Source organism: Amycolatopsis bullii (genome assembly GCF_014654205.1).
Lineage (GTDB): Bacteria > Actinomycetota > Actinomycetes > Mycobacteriales > Pseudonocardiaceae > Amycolatopsis > Amycolatopsis plumensis.
This window is the reverse complement of sequence record NZ_BNAW01000077.1, coordinates 1-25634: the sequence shown is the minus strand read 5'-3', so window position 1 is coordinate 25634 and position 25634 is coordinate 1. Positions and strand designations below refer to the sequence as shown.

At 75.6% G+C, this 25634-nt stretch carries 2 pseudogenes; both read right to left on the bottom strand.

From position 1 onward, the window contains the following. Window positions 1–4809: pseudogene (locus IE317_RS42280) on the bottom strand (beta-ketoacyl synthase N-terminal-like domain-containing protein); the annotation flags it as partial. Between the two features lie 336 nt (window positions 4810–5145). Beyond that, window positions 5146–25542 (bottom strand): annotated as a pseudogene (locus tag IE317_RS45625) (type I polyketide synthase); the annotation flags it as partial. Window positions 25543–25634: the final 92 nt, after the last annotated feature.

Genomic DNA, 25634 nt, shown 5'->3' with positions numbered 1-25634 from the left:
GGGCAGGTCGAGCCGCATCGGCACGTGCAGCGCGCCCGGCGCCGCCATGGCCGCGTCGAACAGCGCGCGGCCCTCGACGGCGGACAGCGGCAGCACCCCGCCGCGGGCGATCCGCGACCGGTCGGCGTCGTCGAGCCCGCCGGTCATCGCGCCGGCCTCGTCCCACAGCCCCCACGCCAGCGACCGGCCGGGCAGGCCCGAAGCCGCGCGGTGGGCCATCAGCGCGTCGAGGAACGCGTTCGCGGCGGCGTAGTTGCCCTGCCCGGCGGCGCCGACGACACCGGAGATCGAGGAGAACACCACGAACTGGCGCAGGTCCGCCTCGCGGGTCAGCTCGTGCAGCCGCCACGCGGCGTCCGCCTTCGGCCGCAGCACGGTGGCAAGCCGGTCCGGGGTCAGCGCTTCGACGATGCCGTCGTCCAGCACCCCGGCCAGGTGCACGACGGAGCTGGGCCGGGCGGACGCGAGCAGCTCGGCCAGCGCGTCCGCGTCGGCCACGTCACAGGCGACGACTTCTGCCGAGGCGCCGAGTTCGGTCAGCTCGGCGACGAGCCCGGCCGCTCCCTCGGCGGCCGGGCCGCGGCGGCCGGCGAGCAGGAGCTTGCGGACCCCGTGCGCCGTCACCAGGTGCCGGGCGAAGATCCCGCCGAGGGCTCCGGTTCCGCCGGTGACGAGCACGGTCCCGTCGCCCCAGTCCACAGTGGACTCCGGGGCCGGCGGGGCGCTGCGGACGAACCGCGGCGCGCGGAGCACGCCGTCGCGCACGGCCAGCTGGGGCTCGCCGGTGCCGAGCGCGGCCGCCAGCACGGCGTCACCGGCGTCCTCGCTGCCGTCGGTGTCGAGGAGCACGAACCGGCCGGGGTTCTCCGTCTGCGCCGAGCGCACCAGGCCCCAGACCGTCGCGGCGGCGGGATCGGTGACGTCGGAACCGGCCGCGACCGCTCCCCGGGTGCGGAAGACGAGCCGGGACGCGGCGAACCGCGGGTCGGCGAGCCACGCCTGCACGAGGCCGAGCGCCTGGGCGGCCAGCGTGTGGGCCCGCCCCGGCAGTTCGCCGTCGGCCGCCGGGGACACGAGCACGTGCTCGGGCACGGTGGCGCCGTCGTCGATCCGCGCGGCCAGCTCGGTCAGGCCGGCCCCGGCCAGCTCGGTCCAGCCGGCCTTCGCCCCGGCCGGGACGTCCGGCCAGGCGAGCTCGAACAGCGACTCGGTCCCCCCGGCCGGACCCGGTTCCGCGGGAGCCCCGCGCAAGGTCAGCGACTCCACGGTCAGCACCGGCGCACCCGCCGGGTCCGTCACGTGCAGCACGACCGCGTCCTCGGTGGCGGCGGGGCTCAGCCGCACGCGCAGCGCGGCCGCGCCCGCCGCGTGCAGCTCGACGCCGGTCCAGGAGAACGGCAGCACGGTGGTGCCGGACGCCGCTCCGGGCAGCGCCGCGCCGGAGCCGACGCCGAGCGCGTGGAGCCCGGCGTCGAGCAGCGCCGGGTGCAGCCCGAAGCGGCCGGCCTCCGCCGCCGCGTCCTCGGGCAGGGAGACTTCGGCGAAGAGCTCGTCGCCGCGCCGCCACACCGCGGTGAGTCCCTGGAACACCGGCCCGTAGGCCAATCCGGCGGCGGCCAGCTTGCCGTAGGCGTCGGTCAGCTCGACCCGGGTCGCGTCTTCCGGCGGCCACGCGGTGTCCTGGTCGATCCCGGCCGCGGCGCCGGTGCCGAGCACGCCGGTCGCGTGCCGGGTCCACGGTGCGTCGGCGCCCTCGTCCTCGGGCTGGGAATGGACGCTGATCGCCCGCGCGCCCGCGTCATCGGCGTCGCCGACGACGACCTGCAGCCGGACCCCGCCGCGTTCGGGCAACGCCAGCGGCACGGCCAGGGTGAGCTCCTCCACGTGCGTGCAGCCGAACTCGTCGCCCGCGCGCACCGCCAGCTCGAGGAACGCCGTACCGGGCACCAGGATCGTGCCGGCGACGACGTGGTCGGCCAGCCACGGCTGGGTGCGCGTCGACAGCCGGCCGGTGAACACCGCACCGCCGGCCCCCGCGAGCCCGACCACCGCGCCGAGCAGCGGGTGCTCGGCGCCGCACAGCCCGGCGTAGCGCATCCCGTCACTGCCGCCGGGCAGCACGACGTCCGGCCAGTAGCGGCTGCGCTGGAACGGGTAGGTGGGCAGGTCGGCCCGGCGCGCGCCACGCCCGGCGAAGACGGCGGCCCAGTCCGGCGAGACACCGGCGCCGTGCAGGACGCCCACCGCGGTGGTCAGCGCCTCGGCCTCGTCGCGGTCCCGGCGCAGGACCGGGATCACCACGCCGTCGCCGTCCAGGCACTCCTGCGCCATCGGGGTGAGCACGGCGTCCGGGCCGAGCTCCACGAACCGGGTGGCGCCCAGCGCGCGCAGCGAGCGGACGGCGTCGTGGAAGCGCACTTCGCGGCGCACCTGCCGGACCCAGTACTCGGCGGTGCTCAGCTCACCCGGCTTCGCCGCTTCCCCCGTCACCGTCGAGACGACCGTGATCGAGGGGTCCTGATAGGGCAGTCCTGCGGCGACGGCGGCGTACTCCGCCAGCATCGGTTCCATCCGCGGCGAGTGGAACGCGTGGCTGACCCGCAGCCGCCGGGTCTTGCGGCCCTGCCGCTCGAACTGCGCGACGACGTCGAGCACGGCCGGCTCGTCACCGGACAGCACGACCGACGCGGGCCCGTTGACCGCCGCCAGGGAGACGCCGCCGGTGAGCAGCGGCGCGACCTCCGCTTCGGTGGCCGCGACGGCGACCATCGCGCCACCGGCGGGCAGCTGCTGCATGAGCCGGCCGCGCGCGGCGACGAGCACGGCGGCGTCTTCGAGCGAGAGGACGCCGGCGACGTGCGCGGCGGCGAGCTCGCCGACCGAGTGCCCCGCGACCAGGTCGGGGGCCAGCCCCCAGCGCCCGAGGAACCGGTAGAGCGCGACCTCCACCGCGAACAGCGCGGGCTGGGTGTACTCGGTCCGCTCCAGCACATCGGCCCCGGCGCCGAGCAGCTCGCGCAGCGGCCGGTCGAGGTGGCGGTCCAGCTCGGCGCCGACCCGGTCGAGCTCCTCGGCGAACGCGGGGAACGCCGCGGCGAGACCGGCGGCCATCCCCGTCCGCTGGGCACCCTGCCCGGAGAACAGGAACGCCGTGCGCCCTTCGGTGGCCACCCCGGTGAGCACCCCGGGCACCCGCTCGCCCGCGGCGAGTGCGTCGAGGCCGCGCAGCGCGGTCTCGACGTCGTCGGCGAGCAGGACGGCACGGTGCTCGAAGGCGGAGCGGGAGGTGGCCAGCGAGTAGGCCACGTCGACGGCGGCGGGCTTCGTGGGCGAGGCGAGCAGCTCGCGCAGCCGCCGGGCCTGGGCCCGCAACGCCGCGTCGGTGCGGCCCGACAGCGGCCACGGCGTCGGCGCGTGCACCCGGACCGGCTCCGGCGCGGTTTCGTCGGCCCCGGGTGCCTCCTCGATGATGAGGTGCGCGTTCGTGCCGCTGACCCCGAACGCCGAGACCCCGGCCCGGCGCTTCTCCCCGGTCCACGGCTGGGGCTCGGTCAGCAGGCGCACGTCACCCGCCGTCCAGTCGACCCGGCTCGACGGCCGGTCGGCGTGCAGCGTCTTCGGCAGCTCGCCGTGCTGGAGCGCCAGCACGACCTTCAGCACGCCCGCGACGCCCGCCGCCGCCTGCGTGTGGCCGAGGTTCGACTTGATCGAGCCCAGCCACAGCGGGCGGTCGCGGTCCTTCCCGTAGGTGGCCAGCAGCGCCTGCGCCTCGATCGGGTCGCCGAGCGAGGTGCCGGTTCCGTGCGCCTCGACGGCGTCCACATCGGACGGGGACAGCCCGGCGTCGGCGAGCGCCTGCCGGATGACCCGTTGCTGCGACGGGCCGTTCGGCGCGGTCAGGCCGTTCGAGGCACCGTCGGAGTTGATCGCCGAACCCCGCACCACCGCGAGCACGGGGTGGCCGTTGCGCCGCGCGTCGGAAAGCCGCTCCAGCAGCAGCATCCCGGCGCCCTCGCTCCAGCCGACACCGTCGGCGGAGTCGGAGAACGCCTTGCAGCGGCCGTCGGCGGCGAGCCCGCGCTGGCGGCTGAAGGCGATGAACGCCCCCGGCGTCGCCATCACGGTCACGCCGCCGGCCAGCGAGAGCCGGCACTCACCGGCCCGGAGGGCCTGCGCCGCGAGGTGCACCGAGACCAGCGAAGACGAGCACGCCGTGTCGACGGTCAGCGTGGGGCCTTCGAGCCCGAGCGCGTACGCGATGCGCCCCGACAGCACGCTGGCCGAGCTGCCGGTGCCGAGGTAGGCCTCGGTGTCGGGGGCCAGCGCCGCGAGCCCGCCGTAGTCCTGCCCGTTGGTCCCGGCGAAGACCCCGACCTGGCCGCCGCGCAGGGAGGCGGGATCGATGCCGGCGCGTTCGATCGCCTCCCACGACGTCTCCAGCAACAGCCGCTGCTGCGGGTCCATCGCCAGCGCCTCGCGCGGCGAGATGCCGAAGAACGCCGGGTCGAACTCGCCCGCCGCGTCGAGGAAGCCGCCCTCGGAGACGTAGCTCGTCCCCGGCTGGTCCGGATCGGGGTCGTAGAGCGAGTCGAGGTCCCAGCCGCGGTCGGCGGGGAACTCCGCCATCACGTCGACGCCGCCGGACAGCAGGTCCCACAGCCGCTCCGGGGTGTCGGCGCCGTGCGGGAAGCGGCAGCTCATCCCGACGATGGCGACCGGCTCCGGCAGGCCCGCCTCGGCTTCGCTCAGCCGCTGCCGGGTCTGGTGGAGGTCGGCCGTCACCCGCTTGAGGTAGTCGAGGAGCTTGTCCTGGTCCGCCATCCTGGTTTCTCCGGTTCGTCGTCTCGCTGGCTGAAATGGCTCTTCGGACCGGCCTCAGCCGAGGCCGAGCTCCTGGTCGATGAAGGCGAAGACCTCGTCCGAGGTCGCCGTCTGCAGCTGTTCCGCGACCTCGGTCCCGCGTTCGCCGTGCTGCGCGTCGCCGAGCTGCTTCACGAGGGCCTGCAGGCGGGCGGTGAGGCGGGTGCCCGCGAGCTGCTCGACCGGCAGCGCGGCCACGGCGCTTTCCAGCCGGTCCAGCTCGGCCAGCACCGGCACGACCTCGGCCTCGCCGTCGGCGAACAGCTCGCTGCGCAGCCGCTGCGCCAGCGCGGCGGGGTTCGCGTGGTCGAACACGACGGTCGCCGGCAGCGCGACGCCGGTGATCGCGACGAGCACGTTGCGCAGCTCCACCGCGGTGAGCGAGTCGAAACCGAGGTCCGAGAACGCCTTCCCCGGCTCGATCGCGCTCGCCCCCTCGTGGCCGAGCACCTGCGCGGCCTGCCCGCGCACGAGCTCGAGCAGGGCGCCGGCCCGCTCGCCGTCGGGCAACGCGGTGAGCCGGGCCTTGAAGTCCGACGGCGAGCTCTCCCGTTCCGCGGCGGACGCGCGCCGGGCTTCGGGGATCTCGTCGAACAGCCGGCTCGGCCGCAGCGCCGTGAACCCGGGCGCGAAGCTTTCCCAGTCCACGTCGGCCACCACCAGGCACGCGTCGGGTCGCGCGGCGGCGCGCGCCATCGCGACCATGGCCGTGCGCGGCGGCAGCGCCCGCACGCCGCCCCGGCGCTGCCGGCTCGCCACCGTCTCGCCGGCGGCCATGCCCGCCTCGGCCCACGGCCCCCACGCGATGGACGTGGCGGGGAGTCCGGCCGCCCGGCGCTGCTCGGCCAGCGCGTCGAGCGCGCTGTTCGCGGCGACGTAGTTGCCCTGGCCCGCCGCGCCGATCGTGCCCGCGAAGGAGGAGAACAGCACGAAGGCCGCGAGGTCCCGGTCGCGGGTCAGCTCGTCCAGGTGCCCGGCGGAGTCCACCTTGGCCGCGAGCACGGCGGCGAGCCGGTCCGGGGTCAGCGAGTCGAGGACGCCGTCGTCGAGGACACCCGCGGCGTGCACCACCGCCGTCAGCGGGTACTTCTCCGGGATCTCCGCGAGCAGCCGCTGCACCGCGTCCCGGTCGGCGACGTCGCACGCGACGACACTGACTCGCGCGCCGAGGTCCGCCAGCTCGGCCGCGAGTTCCGCCGCGCCGGGCGCGTTCTCGCCGCGGCGGCTCGCGAGCACGAGGTGCTCCGCTCCCCGGTCCGCCGCCCAGCGGGCGACCTCCGCGCCGAGCGCACCGGTGCCGCCCGTGATGAGCGTGGTGCCCGACACGGGCCACTCGGCCGCCGGCCCGGCGGGAGCGGCACGCAGCAGCCGCCTGCCGAAGACGCCGGTCGCGCGGATCGCGACCTGGTCCTCGCCGTCGAGGCCGGCCAGCACCCCGGCGAGCTGGTCGGCGCCGCGTTCGTCGAGCACCTCGGGCAGGTCCACGGCGCCGCCCCAGCGGTCCGGCGCCTCCTGGGCCACGACCCGGCCGAGGCCCTGGACCGCGGCACCGGTCCGGCTGCGAACCGGTTCCGTCGCATCGACCGACACCGCGCCCGTGGTCAGGCACCAGAGCGGGGCCGCGACACGCGCGTCCCCGAGCGCCTGCACGAGCGCCAGCGTCACCGCCGGTTCGCCGGTCTCGGCCAGCGAGCACAGGGAGACCACGCCGGCGAGCTCCGGCTCGGCCGAGGCGGCCGCGCGCACCTGCTCCGCGAGCGCGGCGCGGTCGACGCCCGGTTCGATCTCGACCGGCACACAGTGACCGAGCCGCTGTTCGAGGGCCTTCCGGACGGTCGTGGCGCCGTCGTCGGCCCGCACGGGCAGCACCAGCAGCCAGGTCCCGGCCGGGGCGGGCCGGGCGGCCGCCTCGATCCGCCGCCACCCGACGCGGTAGCCCCAGGAGTCCACAGTGGACTTGTCGGTGTGCTCGCGCCGCCAGGCCGACAGCACGGGCAGCAGCGACCCGAGCGTGGTTTCGCCGTCGACGGACAGGGTTTCGGCGAGCGCGTCGAGGTCCTCGCGCTCGACGGCCGCCCAGAACTGCGCGTCGACGCCGTTCGACGGGGCGGCCGCGGCCGCCCTCGCCGCGTCGAACCGGGGCCAGTAGTGCCGGCGCTGGAAGGCGTAGCCGGGCAGCGCGACCCGGCGCGCGCCGGTGAACAGCTGCGTCCAGTAGATCCGGTGTCCCGTGACGTGCAGCGCCGCGAGCGCCGCCAGCACGCTCTCCGGCTCGGCCCCGCCGTTCTTGCGCAGGACCGCGGCCATCATGGCGTCCGCCGACTCGGCGGCCAGCGCCGCGAGCACGCCGTCGGGGCCGAGTTCGAGGAACCGGGTGACCCCCTTCCCGGCGAGGAAGGTGATCCCGTCGTGGAACCGCACCGCCTGCCGGACGTGCCGGACCCAGTAGTCCGGCGAGGTCAGTTCGCCCTCCGCGGCGAGGGTGCCGGTCACGTTGGACACGACGGGAATCGACGGCTCGTGGTAGGTCAGCTCCGCCGCGACGCGCCGGAACTCGGCGAGCATCGGCTCCATCCGCGGCGAGTGGAACGCGTGGCTGACCGTCAGCCGGCGCGTCTTCCGCTCGTCCCGGAACCGCGCGGCGATCGCCTCGACGGCGTCCTCGTCGCCGGAAACCACGACCGAGGCGGGCCCGTTCACCGCCGCGATCGACACCCCTTCGGTGAGCAGCGGGGCGATTTCGGCCTCGCTCGCCTGGATCGCCACCATCGCGCCGCCGGGCGGCAGGGCCTGCATCAGCCGTCCCCGCGCGCCGACGAGCCGGCAGGCGTCGGCCAGCGAAAGCACGCCGGCCACGTGGGCCGCCGCGAGCTCGCCGATCGAGTGGCCGAGCAGGTGGTCCGGCGTGACGCCCCACGACTCCAGCAACCGGAACAGCGCGACTTCGAGCGCGAACAGCGCGGCCTGCGTGTACCGAGTCCGGTCGAGCAGCCCGGTGTCACCGAACATCACCTCACGCAGCGGGTGGTCCAGTTCGGGGTCCAGGTGCGCGCACACCGCGTCCAGCGCCTCGGCGAACACGGGGAACGCCCCGGCCAGCTCCCGGCCCGCGCCGGCCCGCTGCGCGCCCTGTCCCGAGAACAGGAACGCCGAGCGGCCTTCCGCGACCTCTCCGGTGACGCCGCCCCGGCCGCCCTCGGCGAGCGCCGTCAGCCCGGCCAGCGCGGCGGCCCGGTCGGCCGCGAGCACCACGGCCCGGTGTTCGAGCGACGCCCGGCCGGTGAGCAGCGACCAGCCGATGTCGGCGAGCTCCGCTTCCGTGCGGGACTCCACGACGCCGGCGAGCGCCCGCGCCTGGGCGCGCAGCGCGTCGGCACCGCGCGCGGAGAGCACGAGGGGCACCGTGCCGCCGTCGACGACGGGCTCGGCGTCCCGCGCCGGGGCCGGTTCGGTGTCCTCCTCGATGATGACGTGGGCGTTGGTGCCGCTGAGGCCGAAGGAGGAGATGCCGGCGCGGCGGGGGCGGTCGCCCCCGGTCCACGGCACCGGTTCGGTCGCCAGCGCGACGCGGCCCGCGGTCCAGTCCACGTGCGACGTCGGCGAGCCGACGTGCAGCGTCCGCGGCAGGACGCCGTGGCGCAGGGCCAGCACCATCTTCAGCACCCCGGCCACCCCGGCGGCCGCCTGCGTGTGGCCGAGGTTCGACTTGACCGACCCGAGCCACAGCGGCCGGTCGCGGTCCTTCCCGTAGGTGGCCAGCAGCGCCTGCGCCTCGATCGGGTCGCCGAGCGTGGTGCCCGTCCCGTGCGCCTCGACCGCGTCCACATCGGACGCTTCGAGCCCGGCGGCGGCCAGCGCGTCGCGGATCACCCGTTGCTGCGAAGGGCCGTTCGGGGCGGTCAGGCCGTTCGACGCGCCGTCGGAGTTCACCGCCGAGCCCTTGACGACGGCCAGCACCGGGTGCCCGTTGCGGCGCGCGTCGGACAGGCGCTCGACGAGCAGCAGGCCGACGCCTTCGCCCCAGGCGGTGCCGTCCGCGTCGTCGGAGAACGCCTTCACCCGGCCGTCGGGGGCCAGCCCGCGCTGGCGGCTGAACTCGAGGAACGAGCCCGGGGTCGACATCACCGTCACGCCGCCCGCCAGCGCGAGCGAGCACTCGCCGCGCCGCAGCGACTCACTCGCCCAGTGCAGGGCGACCAGCGACGACGAGCACGCCGTGTCGACGGTGACCGCGGGACCTTCCAGGCCCAGCGTGTACGCCACGCGGCCGGACACGATGCTCGCCGCGTTGCCGGTGCCCGCGTGCCCGGCGGAGTCCTGGTCGGCGTAGGCGAGCAGCATCGGGTAGTCCTGCCCGTTGGTCCCGACGAACACCCCGACCGGACTGCCCTGCACCGACCGGGGGTCGATCCCGGCGTCTTCGAGCGCCTCCCACGACGCTTCGAGCAGCAACCGCTGTTGCGGGTCCATCGCCACCGCTTCCCGGGGCGACACCCCGAAGAAGCCCGCGTCGAACTCGGCGACGCCGTCGAGGAAACCGCCGTGCCGGGTGTAGGACGTGCCGGGCCGTTCACCGTCGGGGTCGTACAGCGCCTCGACGTCCCAGCCGCGGTCCTCGGGGAACGGCGTCATCGCGTCGACGCCGAGGTCCAGCAGCCGCCACAGCGCCTCGGGCGAGTCGGCGCCGCCGGGGAACCGGCAGCTCATCCCGACGATCGCGATCGGCTCGTCGAGCGCGACGGTCCGCGCGGCGCGGGCCGGTTCCGGCGCGCCGCCGAACAGTTCGGCGTGGAGGTGGGCGGCCAGCGCCTGGGCCGTCGGGTGGTCGAAGACCGTCGTCGAGGGCAGGGACAGGCCGGTGGCCGCGCCGAGCGCGTTGCGGAACTCGACGGCGGTCAGCGAGTCGAACCCGAGTTCCTGGAAGGCCCGGGCGGGATCGATGTGTTCGGGGCCCGGGTGGCCGAGCGCGGCCGCGGCGTGGGCGCGCACCAGTTCGAGCACGGCGGCCGGCCGTTCGGCTTCGGGCAGGTCGGCGGGCAACGGGCTCGCGGCGGCCCGTGACCGCTGCCCGGCGACGCGGCGCACCTCCGGGAGCTCGGCGAGCAGCGCGCTCGGCCGGGCGGCGGAGAAGCCGGGCGCGAACCGGTCCCAGTCGACGTCGGCGACCGTCACCGTGACGGCGCCGGTGAGCTGCCCCAATGCCAGGGTGGCGGTGGCCGGCGGCAGCGGGGTGAGGCCGCCGCGGCGCATCCGCTCGGCCCCGTCGGCGGCCATGCCGGCCTCGGCCCACGGGCCCCAGGCGATCGAGGTCGCGGGCAGTCCCAGGCCGTGCCGGTGTTCGGCCACCGCGTCCAGGTAGGCGTTGGCGGCCGCGTAGCTGCCCTGCCCGGCCGCGCCGACCGTGCCGGCGAACGACGAGAACAGCACGAACGCGTCCAGCTCGAGCCCGAGCTCGGCCGAGACCTCGTGCAGGGTCCGGGCGGCCACGCCCTTCGCCCGCACGACCGCCGCGAGCCGCTCGGGGGTCACGGCGTCCAGCACGCCGTCGTCCAGCACCCCGGCCGCGTGCACGATCGCCGTGACTTCGCTTCCCGCGGACTTCAGCGCGGCCCGGCACTGCTCGGCGTCGGCGACATCGGCGGCGAGCACGCTCACCGCGACGCCGAGGTCCGTCAGGTCCGCCGCCAGCTCCCGGGCGCCGGGCGCGTCCGGTCCCCGGCGGGACACGAGGGCCACCTTCTCGGCGCCCGCCTCGGCGGCCCACCGCGCGACCCGCGCGCCCAGCGCGCCCGTGCCGCCGGTGATCACCACGGTCCCGCGCGGCCGCCACGCGCCTTCCTTCGCCGGTGCCGTCCGGATCAGCCGTCGGCCGAGCACACCGGATTCGCGGACCGCGAGCTGGTCCTCACCGTCCCCATTGGACAGAGCGGCGGCCAGGTGCCGCGCCGAGCGGTCGCCGAGTTCCGCCGGCAGGTCGACGAGACCGCCCCACCGATCGGGGAACTCCAGGGCCGCGACGCGGCCGAGGCCCCAGATCTGGGCCTGGGCGGGGTCGGTGACGGTGTCCGGCACGGCACCGCGGGTCACACACCACAGCGGCGCGGTGACACCGGCGTCACCGAGCGCCTGGATCAGGGTGAGGGTGCCCGCCACCGCACGGAACCGGTCGGGCTCGGGGGTGGCGTCGAGCGCGAGCAACGACAGCACCCCGGCGTACTCGGCCTCCGGGACCGATCGCGCGAGCGATCCACGGTCGGCGGTGTGCGGATCGACCACGATCGTGGTGACGTCGGCGCCGCCGTCGGCGAGTGCGCGCAGCACCTCATCGTGACCGGACGCCGCGGCGGGCACGACGGCCAGCCAGGCGCCGTCGAGCCGTCCGGGCTCCACGGACAGCGGCTTCCAGGTGGCCCGGTGGCACCACTGGTCCACTTCGGACTTTTCGGTAGTGCCGGCGGTTTCTCCGGGATCCAGCCAGAAGCGCTCACGCTGGAAAGCGTAGGTCGGCAGCGGGACGCGCACGGCCGCGCGGCCGGCGAAGAACCGTTCCCAGTCCGGGGACAGCCCGCTCACCTGCAGCCTGCCGACGGCGATCGTGATCGACTCGACGTCGGCGCGGTCCTTGCGCAGCGCCGAAACCACCGTGCCCTCGACGGACTCCGCCGCCATCGCCGTGAGCACACCGTCCGGGCCCAGTTCGAGGAACCGGGTCACGCCCTGCTCGGCCAGATAGGTCACGCCGTCGTGGAACCGGACCGTGGCCCGCACGTGCCGGACCCAGTACTCCGGCGACGTCAGCTCTTCGGCCAGGGTGCCGGTCACGTTCGACACCACGGGAATCACGGGAGCGTGGTAGGTCAGCGTCTCCGCGACCCGGCGGAACTCCGCCAGCATCGGCTCCATCCGCGCCGAGTGGAACGCGTGGCTCACCGGCAACCGGCGGGTCTTGCGGCCCTCGAACTGCTTGATGACCGACTCGACCGCATCCTCGTCACCCGAGAGCACCACCGAGGAGGGGCCGTTCACCGCCGCGATCGACACCCCCTCGACCAGCAACGGCAAGACCTCGGCCTCCGCGGCCTGCACCGCCACCATCACCCCACCCGAAGGCAGCGCCTGCATCAACCGGCCACGCGCGGCCACCAGGACACACGCGTCCTCCAAGGAGAACACGCCCGCGACGTGCGCGGCCGCCAGCTCACCGATCGAGTGGCCGACCAGGAAGTCCGTTGTCACACCCCACGATTCGAAGAGCCGGAACAACCCGACCTCGACCGCGAACAACGCCGCCTGCGTGTGCACGGTCTGGTTCAGCAGCTCGGCGTCGTCGCCGAACATCACCTCGCGCAGGCCCTCCACGCGGGCACACACGGCGTCCACCGTCTCGGCGAACACCGGGAACGCGTCGTACAGCTCCTGCCCGGCACCGAGCCGCTGCGCGCCCTGACCGGAGAAGAGAAACGCCGTCTTGCCCGCTTTCCCCTTGCCCGGCACGACTCCGCGGACCTGGTTCGGCGAGTGACGACGTCCGGCCAGCGCCGCCAGCTCCGCGCGCAGCCCCGCCCGGTCGGCGCAGACGAGCACGGCCCGGTGTTCGAAGGTCGCCCGCGCGGTCGCCAGCGAATACGCCAGGTCGGCGAGCGTGACGTCCGGATTTTCATCCACATAGGACAACAGCCGGGTGGCCTGTGCCGCCAGGGCTTCCTCGCCGCGGGCGGACAGCACCACCGGCACGACCGCCGTCCCCACCTGCGCGGGCTCGGGCTCCGGTTCGGCGACGTCCGCCGCGGGTGGTTCCTCGACGATCACGTGCGCGTTCGTGCCGCTGATGCCGAACGACGAGATCCCGGCGCGGCGGACCCGCTCGCCGCCGGGCCACGGCCGTGCCTCGGTGAGCAGCTCGACCGCGCCGGCGGACCAGTCCACCTGCGGGGTCCGCTCGTCGACGTGCAGCGTGCCGGGCAGCAACCCGTTGCGCAGCGCGAGCACCATCTTCATCACGCCCGCGACACCGGCCGCCGCCTGGGTGTGCCCGATGTTCGACTTGATCGAGCCCAGCCGCAGCGGGTCCGCGCCCGCGCGGTTGCGGCCGTAGGTCGCCAGCAGCGCGTGCGCCTCGATCGGGTCGCCGAGCGCGGTGCCGGTCCCGTGCGCCTCGACGGCGTCCACATCGGACGGTTCGAGGCCCGCGCTGTCCAGTGCCTCGCGGATGACCTGCTGCTGGGACGGCCCGTTCGGGGCGGTCAGGCCGTTGGACGCACCATCCTGATTCACCGCCGAACCGCGCACGACGGCCAGCACCGGATGGCCGTTCCGCCGCGCGTCCGACAGGCGCTCCAGCAAAAGCAGCCCGGCCCCTTCGGCCCAGCCCGTGCCGTCGGCGGCCGCGGCGAACGGCTTGCAGCGCCCGTCCGCGGCGAGCCCGCGCTGGCGGCTGAACTCGAGGAACATGCCCGGCGTCGACATCACCGTCACGCCGCCCGCCAGCGCCAGCGAGCACTCGCCGCGCCGCAGCGACTGCGCCGCCCAGTGCAGCGCGACCAGTGAAGACGAGCACGCGGTGTCCACCGTGATCGCCGGCCCCTTGAGCCCGAGCACGTAGGCGACCCGGCCCGACGCGATGGCGGTCGAGGTGCCGGTCAGCAGGTGCCCTTCGACGCCTTCGGGCAGGCTGGTCAGCCCGGAGCCGTACCCGGTCGACGCGGCCCCGACGAACACGCCGGTCCGGCTGTTCTTCAGCGTCAGCGGATCGATCCCGGCCCGCTCGAACGCCTCCCAGGAGATCTCCAGCAGGAGGCGCTGCTGCGGGTCGGTGGCGAGCGCCTCGCGCGGGCTCATCCCGAAGAACGCCGGGTCGAACTGCGCCGCGTCGTACACGAACCCGCCCTCGCGGACGTAGGTCGAGCCGGACCGGCCCGGATCTTCGTCGTAGAGCGCGGCGGGCCAGTTGCGGTCCAGCGGGAATGAGGAGATGCCGTCGCCGCCGTCGGCGAGCAGCCGCCACAGCTCCTCCGGCGTGCGCACCCCGCCGGGGTAGCGGCAGCTCATCGCCACGATGGCGATCGGCTCCGACTCCTTCTCCTCGACCTCACGCAGCTGTCGATGGGCCTGCCGCAGATCAGCGGTCACCTTCTTGAGGTAGCCGAGCAGCTTGTCCTCGTCCGCCACGTTCGTCACCTTTCTCGCCGGGCACCCTCAGGACCCGAACTCCTTGTCGATCAGGTCGAACAGCTCGTCGGCACTCGCGGCCGCCACGTCGCCGTCTCCGCCGCCGTCCGACGGCGCGCCGCTGCCGCTCCACCGGCCGAGCAGGTCCTCGAGCTTGCGCGTGATCGCCGAGCGCAGCCCGTCGTCGGCGGCGACCCGGGAGAGCAGGCCGCCCAGCTGATCCAGCTCGCCGAGCGCGCGCTCGGCGGCCGGTTCCTCCTCCGGCACGATCTCGCCGAGCAGGTAGCCCGCGAGCGCGGTCGGGGTCGGATAGTCGAACACGAGGGTCGCCGGCAGCCGGAGCCCGGCCGCGGCGCCGAGCCGGTTGCGCAGCTCGACCGAGGTCAGCGAGTCGAACCCGAGCTCGTTGAACGACCGCTCCGGCTCGATGTCCCCGGCCGAGGCGTGCCCGAGCACCGCGGCGACCTGACCGCACACGAGCTCGACCAGCGCTTCGGCCCGCTCCGCCTCGGCCATCCCGCCGAGCGCCTTCGCCAGCGAGCCGGCGACGTCCGCCGTGCCCGCGGACTGCGCGCTGCGCCTCGACGGCGTCTTGACCAGGCCCCGGTAGAGCGGCGCGAGGGCCTCGCCCTGCTCCCGCAGCGCGGCCGCGTCGAGGTCCATCGGCAGCAGCGCCGGCTCATCGGTGGCGAGTGCCGCGTCGAACAGCGACAGGCCCAGCTCCACGGTGAGCGGACGCATCCCGCCGCGCGCCATCCGGGCGAGGTCGGCTTCGGTGAGCTTGCTCGTCATCCCGGCGCCCTGGCCCCACGGGCCCCACGCGAGTGCCGTGGCGGGCAGCCCGCTGTGGTGCCGTCGCACGGCGAAGGCGTCGAGGAAGACGTTCGCCGCCGCGTAGTTGCCCTGGCCCGCGCCGCCGAACAGGCCCGCGGCGCCGGAGAACAGCACGAAGGCGGCCAGCTCGGCGTCCCGGGTGAGCTCGTGCAGGTTGACCGCGGCGTCGAGCTTCGGCCGCAGCACCCGGTCGAGCCGCTCGTGGTCGAGCGAGGCGAGCAGCCCGTCGTCGACGACGCCCGCGGTGTGCACCACCGCGGTCAGCGGGTGCTCGGCGGGCACCCGCGCCAGCACGGCCGCGAGCGCCGCCCGGTCCGCGACGTCGCAGGCCGCGACCACGACCTCGGCGCCGAGCCCGGCGAGTTCCTCGGCCAGTTCCGGGGCACCGTCGGCCTCGAGCCCGCGGCGGCTGGTCAGCAGCAGGTGGCGGACGCCGCGCTCGGTGACGAGGTGGCGGGCCAGCTCGCTGCCGAGCCCGCCGGTGCCGCCGGTGACGAGGACCGTGCCTTGCGAGTCGAGCTGCCGGGGCATGGTCAGCACGACCTTGCCGATGTGCTTGGCCTGGCTCATGAACCGGAACGCCTCGGGCGCGCGCCGCACGTCCCAGGTGGCGATCGGCAGCGGGCGCAGCGCGCCGCCGCGCAGCAGCTCGACGAGTTCGGCGAGCATCCGCCCGATGCGCTCCGGGCCGGCCTCGACGAGGTCGAAGGCCTGGTAGCGCACCCCTTCGTGGGCGGCGGCGACCTCGTCGCCGGTGCGCACGTCGGTCTTGCCCATCTCGAGGAACCGGCCGCCGGGGGACAGCAGCCCGAGCGAGGCGTCGACGAACTCACCCGCGAGCGAGTTCAGCACCACGTCCATCCCGCGGCCCCCGGGCGCCGCGAACTCCGCCGCGAAGCCGAGTGACCGCGACGACGCGATGTGGTCATCGGCGAGGCCGAGTTCGCGCAGCGCGTCGTGCTTGCCCGCGCTCGCCGTGCCGTAGACCTCCGCCCCGAGGTGCCGGGCCAGCTGCACCGCCGCCATGCCGACGCCGCCCGCGGCGGCGTGCACGAGCACCGACTCGCCCGGCCGGACCCCGCCGAGGTCGACCAGCGCGTAGTAGGCGGTCAGGTAGGCCAGCGGGATCGAAGCGGCCGCCACGAACGACCAGTCGTCCGGGATGCGCGCCACCATCCGGTGATCCGCCTGCACGAGCGGGCCGAACGCGCCGCCGAACATGCCGAGCACGCGGTCGCCGACCGCGAACCCGGTCACGTCCGGCGCGACCTCGGTGATCACGCCGGCGCCTTCGAGCCCCATCGCGCCGACCTCGCCGGGGTACATCCCGAGCGCGTTCAGCACGTCGCGGAAGTTGACACCCGCGGCACGCACGGCGATCCGCACGTGCCCGGGCAGCAGCTCGCCGACGGCTTCGGGGGCGGGCTGCAGCCGGAGGTTCTCCAGCGTGCCCCGCTGCCCGATGTCCAGCCGCCAGGACGGCGCGTCCGGCGGGGGCACCAGTGCGCCCGCGGACGGCTTCGCCAGCCTCGCCACGTGGGCGACACCCGCGCGCAGCAGCAGCTGCGGCTCACCACAGCCGAGTGCCGAGGGCAACGCCTCGATGGAGGCGGGCTCGTCGTCGACGTCGACCAGCAGCACGCGGCCCGGCTGCTCGGTCTGCACCGACCGCACGAGGCCCCAGACCGGCGCGGACGCGAGGTCACGGACGTCCTCGCCGTCGCGCGCGACCGCGCCCCGGGTCACGACGACCAGCGTCGAGGCCTCGAACCGCTCGTCGGACACCCAGTCCTGCAGCAGGTCCAGCAGCCGGTAGGTCGCCGCGCGGACGTCCGCGGGCAGGTCACCGGTCGCGTGACCGTTGGTGACGCACGGCACCAGCACGACGGCCGGCACGGTGTCCCCGGCGAGCGCGGCCAGGTCCGGGTGGGCCGTGACCGCGGCGCCGGTGCGCGTCAGCTCGGCGGCCAGTTTGAGGTCGTCGGCGCCGAGCACGGCGAACGACGCCGAGTCCGGCGCCCCGCCCGGTTCGATCGGGCTCCAGTCGAGGCGGTACAGCGATTCCGGCGCCGACGGCGCGGTCTGCAGCGCCTCCCCCGAGATCTCCCGCATCGCCAGCGACTCGATCGACGCGACGGGCAAGCCGGCCGCGTCCCACACGGTCAGCGCGAGCGCGTCGGGACCGGCCTGCGCGAGCCGCACCCTGGCCGTCGCCGCGCCGCCCGCGTGCAGCGACACCCCGCTCCAGGAGAACGGGAGCCTGCTGCGGCCCGAGCCTTCGAGCGGGAGGAACACCAGCGGGTGCAGCGCGGCGTCGAGCAGCGCGGGGTGCAGCCCGAAGCCGCTCGCCGCCTCCTGCTGCGCCTCGGGCAGCGCCAGCTCCGCGAAGACGTCGTCGCCGATCCGCCACGCCGCCCGCATGCCCTGGAACGACGGGCCGTAGGCGAACCCGCTGCGGGCGTACATCTCGTAGAAGCCCTCGACGTCGAGTGCTTCCGCGCCCACCGGCGGCCACGCGTCGAGCCGGTCCGCCGGCTCGACGGCCCCGGTGTCGAGGACACCGGTGGCGTGCAGCGTCCACGGCGCTTCCGCGCCCGCCTTCTCGGGTCGAGAGTGGACGGTGAGCGACCGGCTGCCGTGCTCGTCCGGCTCGCCGGCGACGACCTGCAGCTGCACGCCGCCGTGCTCGGGCAGCACCAGCGGGGCGGCCAGCGTCAGCTCGGCCACGCGGCCGCACCCGACCTCGTCCCCGGCGCGGATCGCCAGCTCCAGGAAGGCCGTGCCGGGCAACAGGATCCGGCCCTGCACGGCGTGGTCGGCCAGCCACGGCTGGGTCTGCACCGACAGCCGGGAGGTGAACAGGTGGCCGTCCGAGGCCGCGAGCGGCACGGCCGCCCCGAGCAGCGGGTGGCCCGCCGCGCCGAACCCGGCCGCGCGGACGTCGCCGAAGCCCAGCGCCGACGCCGTCGGCCAGAACCGGCGGCGCTGGAAGGCGTAGGTGGGCAGGGCGACCCGGCGCGCGTCCCGGCCCGCGAAGAACGCGGCCCAGTCCGGCGACATCCCGTGGACGTGCAGCGTGGCGACGGCCGTCGTGATCCCGGTGACCTCGGTGCGGTCCCGGCGCAGCGCGGGCACGAGCACCGCGTCCTCGGCCACGCAGTCGGCGGCCAGCGCGGTGAGCACGGCGTCCGGGCCGAGTTCGAGGAACCGCGTCACGCCGTGCGCGGCGAGGTAGCGCAGGCCGTCGTGGAACCGGACGGCCTGGCGGACGTGCCGGACCCAGTACTCCGGCGAGGTCAGCTCCTCGGCCGTCGCCAGTGTCCCGGTCACGTTCGACACGACCGGCAGCCGCGGCTGCTCGAACGTCAGGCTCTCGGCGACCCGGCGGAACTCGGCGAGCATCGGCTCCATCGACGGCGAGTGGAACGCGTGGCTCACCGTGAGCCGCCGGGTCTTGCGGCCGGCCGCGCGGAAGTGCTCCGCGATCGCCTCGGCCGCGGCCTCGGCCCCGGAGACCACGACCGACGCGGGGCCGTTGACCGCCGCGATCGACACCGGATCCGTGAGCAGCGGCGCGACTTCGTCCTCGGTGGCCTGGATGGCGATCATCGCGCCCCCGGCGGGGAGCGCCTGCATCAGGCGGCCCCGCGCGGCGACCAGCTTCGCGGCGTCGGGCAGTGAGAGCACGCCCGCGACGTGGGCCGCCGCCAGCTCGCCGATCGAGTGGCCCACCAGGTAGGCCGGGGTCAGGCCCCACGACTCGACGAGCCGGTACAGCGCGACCTCGACGGCGAACAGCGCCGCCTGCGTGTAGACGGTCTGGTCGAGCAGCGCGGCCGTTTCTGCTTCGGGCCCGTCCGGTTCGGCGAAGAGCACCTCGCGCAGGGGCCGGTCGGCGACCCCGCCCGCGGCGTCGAACTCGGCGTCGAGCTGCGCGCACACGGCGTCGAGGGCGTCGGCGAACACGTCGAAGGTGGCGTACAGCTCGCGGCCCATGCCCGCCCGCTGCGCGCCCTGGCCCGAGAAGAGGAACGCCGAGCGCGCGTCCGGCGCGGCGACACCTCGGACGACCTGCGCGGATCCCCCACCGGCCAGTGCGTCCAGCGCGGCCAGGAACTCCGAAGGCTCGGTGGCCACGATCGCCGCCCGGTGCTCGAACGACGACCGCGCGGTGGCCAGGGTGTAGGCGACGTCGAGCGGGGCGATGCCGTCCGCGGCGGCCCGCAGCCGCGCCGCCTGGGCCGCGAGACCGTCGGCGGTCGCCGCGGACACGAGCCACGGCACGGGCCCGGACGGCTGCCGCTCGGGCCCGACCCGCACGGGTTCCGCGGGCGGTGCCTGCTCGACGATCACGTGCGCGTTGGTGCCGCTGAGCCCGAACGAGGAGATCCCGGCGCGGCGCGGCGTCCCGTTCGCCCGCCACGGCACCGGCTCGGTGAGCAGGGCTACGTCGCCGGCCGACCAGTCCACGTGCGAGGACGGTTCGGTGACGTGCAGCGTCCGTGGCAGCAGCTCGTGCTGCAGCGCCAGCACCATCTTCATCACCCCGGCCACGCCCGCCGCGGCCTGCGTGTGCCCGACGTTGGACTTCACCGAGCCCAGCCACAGCGGCCGGTCCCGGTCGCGGCCGTAGGTGGCGAGGAGGGCCTGCGCCTCGATGGGGTCGCCGAGCACGGTGCCGGTGCCGTGCGCCTCGACCGCGTCCACATCGGACGGGCGAAGGCCGGCGGTGGCCAGCGCGTCCCGGATCACCCGCTGCTGCGAGGGACCGTTCGGCGCGGTCAGGCCGTTCGACGCGCCGTCGGAGTTGATCGCCGAACCCTTCACCACCGCCAGGACGGGGTGGCCGAGGCGCTGGGCGGCGGAAAGCCGTTCCAGCACGAGGATCCCGGCGCCTTCGGCCCAGCCCGTGCCGTCGGCGCTCTCCGAGAACGGCTTGCACCGCCCGTCGAGGGCGAGTCCGCGCTGACGGCTGAACTGCACGAACGACGACGGGGTGGACATCAGGGTCACCCCGCCCGCCAGCGCCAGCTCGCATTCGCCGTTGCGCAGCGCCTGCGCCGCCCAGTGCAGGGCGACCAGCGACGACGAGCAGGCCGTGTCGACGGTGACCGCCGGGCCTTCCAGGCCGAGGGTGTAGGCGATGCGCCCGGACAGGATGCTGCCCGAGTTGCCCGTCATGACGTAGCCCTCGACGTCGTGGTCGGACATGGCCAGCAGCGGCGTGTAGTCCTGGCCCGTGGCCCCGGCGAAGACACCGGTCCGGCTGCCGCGCAGGGTCGTGGGGTCGATCCCGGTGCGTTCGAGGGCCTCCCACGAGGTTTCGAGCAGCAGCCGGTGCTGCGGGTCCATGGCCAGGGCCTCGCGCGGGTTGATCCCGAAGAACGCGGCGTCGAACTGCGTGGCGTCGCCGACGAAACCGCCGGAGCGCACGTAGCTCGTGCCGGTGTTGTCGGCGTCCGAGTGGTAGATCGCGTCGAGGTCCCAGCCGCGGTCGGCGGGGAACTCCGTGATGGCGTCGCCGCCTTCGGCGAGCAGGTCCCACAGCTGCTCGGGCGAGCGGACGTCGCCGGGGAACCGGCAGCTCATGCCGACGATGACGATCGGGTCGTCGGCGGGCTGCGCGGTGACGGCGGCCGGCGGTTCGGCGGCGGCGGGCGCGTCGTCGGCGACCAGCTCGCCACGCAGGTAGCGGGCCAGCGCGGTCGGCGTCGGGTAGTCGAAGATCAGCGTCGACGGGAGCCGGACCCCGGTCAGCGAGCTGAGCCGGTTGCGCAGCTCCACCGCGGTCAGCGAGTCGAAGCCGATGTCGCTGAAGGCCCGTGCGGCGTCGACCTCGTCGGCGCCGTCGAACCCGAGGACACCGGAGACGAACAGCTTCACGATGTCGAGCAGCTCCCGCTCCCGCTCGGCCTCGGACAGCCCGGCGAGCCGCGCCGACAGCGCCGAACCGCCGGCGTCCGGATCGCCGGACGCCTCCGCGGTCAGCTCCAGCGCGCGCTTCGCCTCGGGCACGCCCTCGATGAGCCGGCTCGGCCGCAGCGTGCCGAAGCCCGGCGCGTAGAGCGCCCAGTCGACGCCCGCGACGGTCACGCACGTGTCGTCGTGGTCGAGCGCCTGCCGCAACGCGGCGAACGCCTGCTCGACCTCCAGCGCGAGGATGCCGCCCCGGCGCTGGCGCTGCAGCAGCGCGGCGTGGTCGGCCATCCCGCTCTCGGCCCACGGCCCCCACGCGATCGACGTCGCGGTGAGGCCGAGCCCGCGCCGGTGCTCGGCGAGCGCGTCGAGGAACGCGTTGGCGGCGGCGTAGTTGGACTGGCCGGGGCCGCCCCAGACACCCGCGGTCGAGGAGAACAGCACGAACGCCGACAGCTCGGCGGTCCGGGTCAGCTCGTGCAGGTTGAGCGCCGCGTACGACTTCGCCCGCAGCACGCCGGCCAGCCGGTCCGGCGTCATCGAGTCGAGCATGCCGTCGTCGAGCACGCCGGCCGCGTGCACGACCGCGGTCAGCGGGTGCTCGGCGGGCACCAGGGACAACGTCGCCGCGAGGCTGTCGCGGTCGGCGGCGTCGCACGCGGCGATCGTCACGCCGACCCCGAGCGCGGCGAGCTCGGCTTCGAGCTCCGCGGCTCCCGGGGCGTCCGTGCCCCGGCGGCTGGTCAGCAGCAGGTGCCGGGCACCTTCGTGGGCCAGCCACCGGGCGATGTGCGCGCCGAGCGCGCCGGTGCCACCGGTGACGAGCACGGTGCCGGACGGCGACCAGGTGCCGTCGGTGCCCGTGCCGCCGAGCGGCGCCCGGACGAGCCGCCGCCCGAAGATGCCGGACGCACGCACCGCGAGCTGGTCCTCGCCGTCGATCCCGGTGAGCGCGGCCGCGAGGCGGCGGGCGGAGCGGCGGTCGGGACGCGCGGGCAGGTCGACGAGACCGCCCCAGCGTTCGGGGTGTTCGAGGGCGGCGACCCGGCCGAGGCCCCACACGAGCGACTGCGCCGGGTGGTCGAGCGAGTCCGCGCGTCCGGTCGAGACGGCACCCCGCGTGGCGCACCACAGCGGCGCGTCGACCTCGGCGTCCCCGAGCGCCTGCACGAGCGTGGCCGTGCGGGCCAGGCCGGCGGGAAGCTCGCGGTGACCGTCCTCGGCCGTCTCGTCCAGTGCCAGCAGCGAAAGCACGCCGCCGAGCGTGCGGCCGCCCGCGGCGTCGCGGACCGCATGGGCCAGCTCGGCGCGGTCGGTGCCCGCGGTGAGCCGTTCGACCTCCGCACCGTGCGCGGCGAGTGCTTCGGCCGCGGCCGTCGCCCAGTCGCCGGTGTCCGCGCCGGTGACCAGCAGCCAGGTCCCCGGCAGCTCGGGAGCGGCCGGATCGGTGACGGGCCGCCAGCTCACCCGGTAGCGCAGGTTGTCCAATGTGGACTCGTCGCGGCGTCGCCGTCGCCACGAGGACAGCGCGGGCAGCACGGGTTCCAGCGCCGCCCGGTCGAGGTCCAGGGTCTCGGCGAGCGAGCCGAGGTCTTCGGACTCGATGGCGTCCCAGAACCGCGCGTCGGCGGGGTCGGCCGCGCGGTCGCCGCCCGGCTCGCTGCCCGGCTCGGGGAACGTGGGCCAGAACCGCTGGTGCTGGAAGGCGTAGGTGGGCAGCTCGACGTCGGGCAGCTCGCGACCGGCGAACACCGGGGTCCAGTCGACCGCGAAGCCGCCGCAGTGCAGCTCGCCGAGGGACAGCAGGAACCGCCTCAGGTCACCCTGCGTGCGGCGGAGGGTGCCGGCCACCAGCGGCCCGGGCTCGTCCTCGGCCGCCGTGCGGGCCACGTCCTCGACCGCCGTCGTGAGCACCGCGTCGGCGCTCACCTCGACGAACACGCCCGCTTCGCGCGTCGCCGCGAGCACGGCGGCGTCGAGCAGGACCGGAGCGCCGATGGCGCGGGCCCAGTACCCGGCGTCCAGCACGTCCACCGGGGCCCCGGTCACCGTCGAGACGACCGGCACCCGCGGCTCGGTGGCCTCGATGGTGTCGCCGAGCTCCGCCTGCAGCCGGTCGGCCGCGGCGGGGTCCGGCCGGGGGCCGCCGCTCACGGAACGGGCCTGCCCGCCGCGAGCCCGGCACGCCTCGATGAACTCCTCGATCGCGCCCGGCTCCCCGGAGACGATGGCCTCCGCGGGCCCGTGCGAGGCCGCGAGCCGCACCCGGCCGCCGGTCTCGCCGAGCAGCGCGTCCACCTCGGCACGGGCCAGCACCACGTGGGCCGCCGCGGCGGTTTCCGTCGCGCCGGTCAGCACCCGGCCGCGGGCGACGAGCACCTTCACCGCGTCCGGCAGGGAAAGCGCGCCCGCCACGCAGGCTGCGGCGAGTTCGCCGTCGCCGTAGCCGAGCACCGCCGACGGCCGCACGCCGTGGGCGCGCCACAGGTCGGCCAGCGCCACCGACACCGCGAACGCGCACGCCTCCGCCACGTCGGTCCGATCGGCTGCGGGAGCGCCGTCCCCGCCGCGCAGCACGTCGAGGACCGACCAGCCGGTGGCCTCGGCGACGGCGTCCGAACACTCGCCGAGCCGGTCGGCGAACACGGCCGACTCGGCCAGCAGGTCCGCCGCCATGCCGTGCCAGCTCGCCCGCTTGCCGGGGAACACGAACACGGCCTTTCCGCGCGTGGCGGTGACCCCGGTGACCAGGCCGCTGTCCGCGCGCTCGCCGGTCAGGGCCCGCAGCGCGCGCCGGAACCCGGCGACGTCGGCGCCGACGAGCACCGCGCGGTGCTCGAAGTGCGTCCGGCCCGTGGCCAGCACCTGGCCGACCGCGGCGGGGTCCAGGCCCTCCACGGAGTCCACCACGGACAGCAGCCGCTCGGCCTGCGCCCGCAGGGCACCGGCCGACCGCGCCGAGATCGGCCAGGCGACCGTGCCGCCCGCCGGTTGGAACTGCCGCGCCGGCTCCTCCGGGGCCGACTCGATGATCACGTGCGCGTTGGTGCCGCTCATACCGAACGACGACACGCCCGCGCGCCGCGGCGCGCCGGTCTCGGGCCACGGCCGCGCCTCGGTCGCCAGCTCCACCGCACCCGAGGACCAGTCGACGTGCGGGGTCGGCGTTTCGGCGTGCAGGGTCGGCGGGACGATGCCGTGCCGCATCGCCTGCACCACCTTGATCACGCCGCCGACGCCCGCGGCGGCCTGGGAGTGCCCGATGTTGGACTTGAGCGAGCCCATCCACAGCGGCCGGTTCGCCGGCCGGTCCTTGCCGTAGGTCGCGAGCACGGCGCCCGCCTCGATCGGGTCGCCGAGCGCGGTGCCCGTCCCGTGCGCCTCCAGCACGTCGACGTCGGCGGGGGTCAGGCCCGCGTTGCCGAGCGCGTGCCGGATGACCCGCTGCTGCGAAGGTCCGTTCGGCGCGGTCAGCCCGTTGGACGCGCCGTCGGAGTTGAGCGCGCTCCCCTTGACCACGGCGAGCACGCGGTGGCCGTTGCGCCGGGCGTCCGAGAGCCGTTCGAGCAGCAGGACACCGGCGCCCTCGGCCCAGCTCGCGCCGTCGGCGTCGGCCGAGAACGGCTTGCAGCGCCCGTCGGGGGCCAGCGCCTTCTGCGCGCTGAACTCGATGAGGGAAACCGGGCTCGACATCACGGTCACGCCGCCGGCCAGCGCCAGCGAGCAGTCACCCGCGCGCAGCGCCTGCGCGGCCCAGTGCAGGGCGACCAGCGACGACGAACAGGCCGTGTCGATCGAGACGGCGGGTCCTTCGAGACCGAGGGTGTAGGCGACCCGGCCGGAAAGCACGCTCGGCGAGTTGCCCGTGCCGAGCATGCCTTCGGCGCTTTCGACCGCGTGCATGAGCAGCGAGCCGTAGTCCTGGTAGGTCACCCCGGCGAAGACGCCGGTCTTGCTGCCCCGCAACGCCTCCTGGGTCAGTCCCGCGCGTTCCAGCGCCTCCCAGCTGATTTCCAGCAGCAGCCGCTGCTGCGGGTCCATCGCCACCGCCTCGCGCGGGCTGATCCCGAAGAACGCGGCGTCGAACTCGCTCGCGTCGTGCAGGTAGCCGCCTTCGCGCGTGTAGCAGGTGCCCGGGGTCTGGCCGTCGGGGTCGTAGAGGGCGTCGAGGTCCCAGCCGCGGTCGGCCGGGAACCCGGTGATCTCGTCGGACCCGGCCGCGACGACCTCCCACAGCTGCTCGGGCGTGCGGATGCCGCCCGGGTAGCGGCAGGCCATCGAGACGATCACGATCGGGTCGTCGTCGGCGGCCGCCGCGGTCACCGCGGGCACGCTCGCGCCCGCCGCGGCACCGAGGAGCTCCTCCTCGAGGTGCCGGGCGAGCCCGGCCGGCGTCGGGTAGTCGAACACGAGGCTCGCGGCGAGCCGGAGCCCGGTGACCTCGTTCAGCGCGTTGCGGAACTCGACCGCGCTCAGCGACGTGAAGCCGAGGTCGCGGAACGCCCGGCCGGGCTCCACCGTCTCGGGTCCCGGGTAGCCGAGCACGATCGCGGCCTGCTCGCGCACGAGGTCGAGCAGCAGGGTGTGCCGGTCTTCGGCGTCGACGGCGACGAGCCGCTCGCGCAGGCCGACCCCGGCGTCACCGACGACGGTCTCCGCCACGGGCCGGGCCCGGCGCACGAGCGCGCGCAGCGGCGCGGGGACCGTCTGTCCAGTCAGGACGCTCTGGTCGACGTCCAGCGGCAGCACCGGCGAATCGGCCGCTCCGAGCGCCCGGGCGGCGAGCACCGCGAGGTCGTCGGCGGTGAGCGGGCGCAGCCACGGCCGGTCCGCCGCGTCGAGCCGGACCACGACCG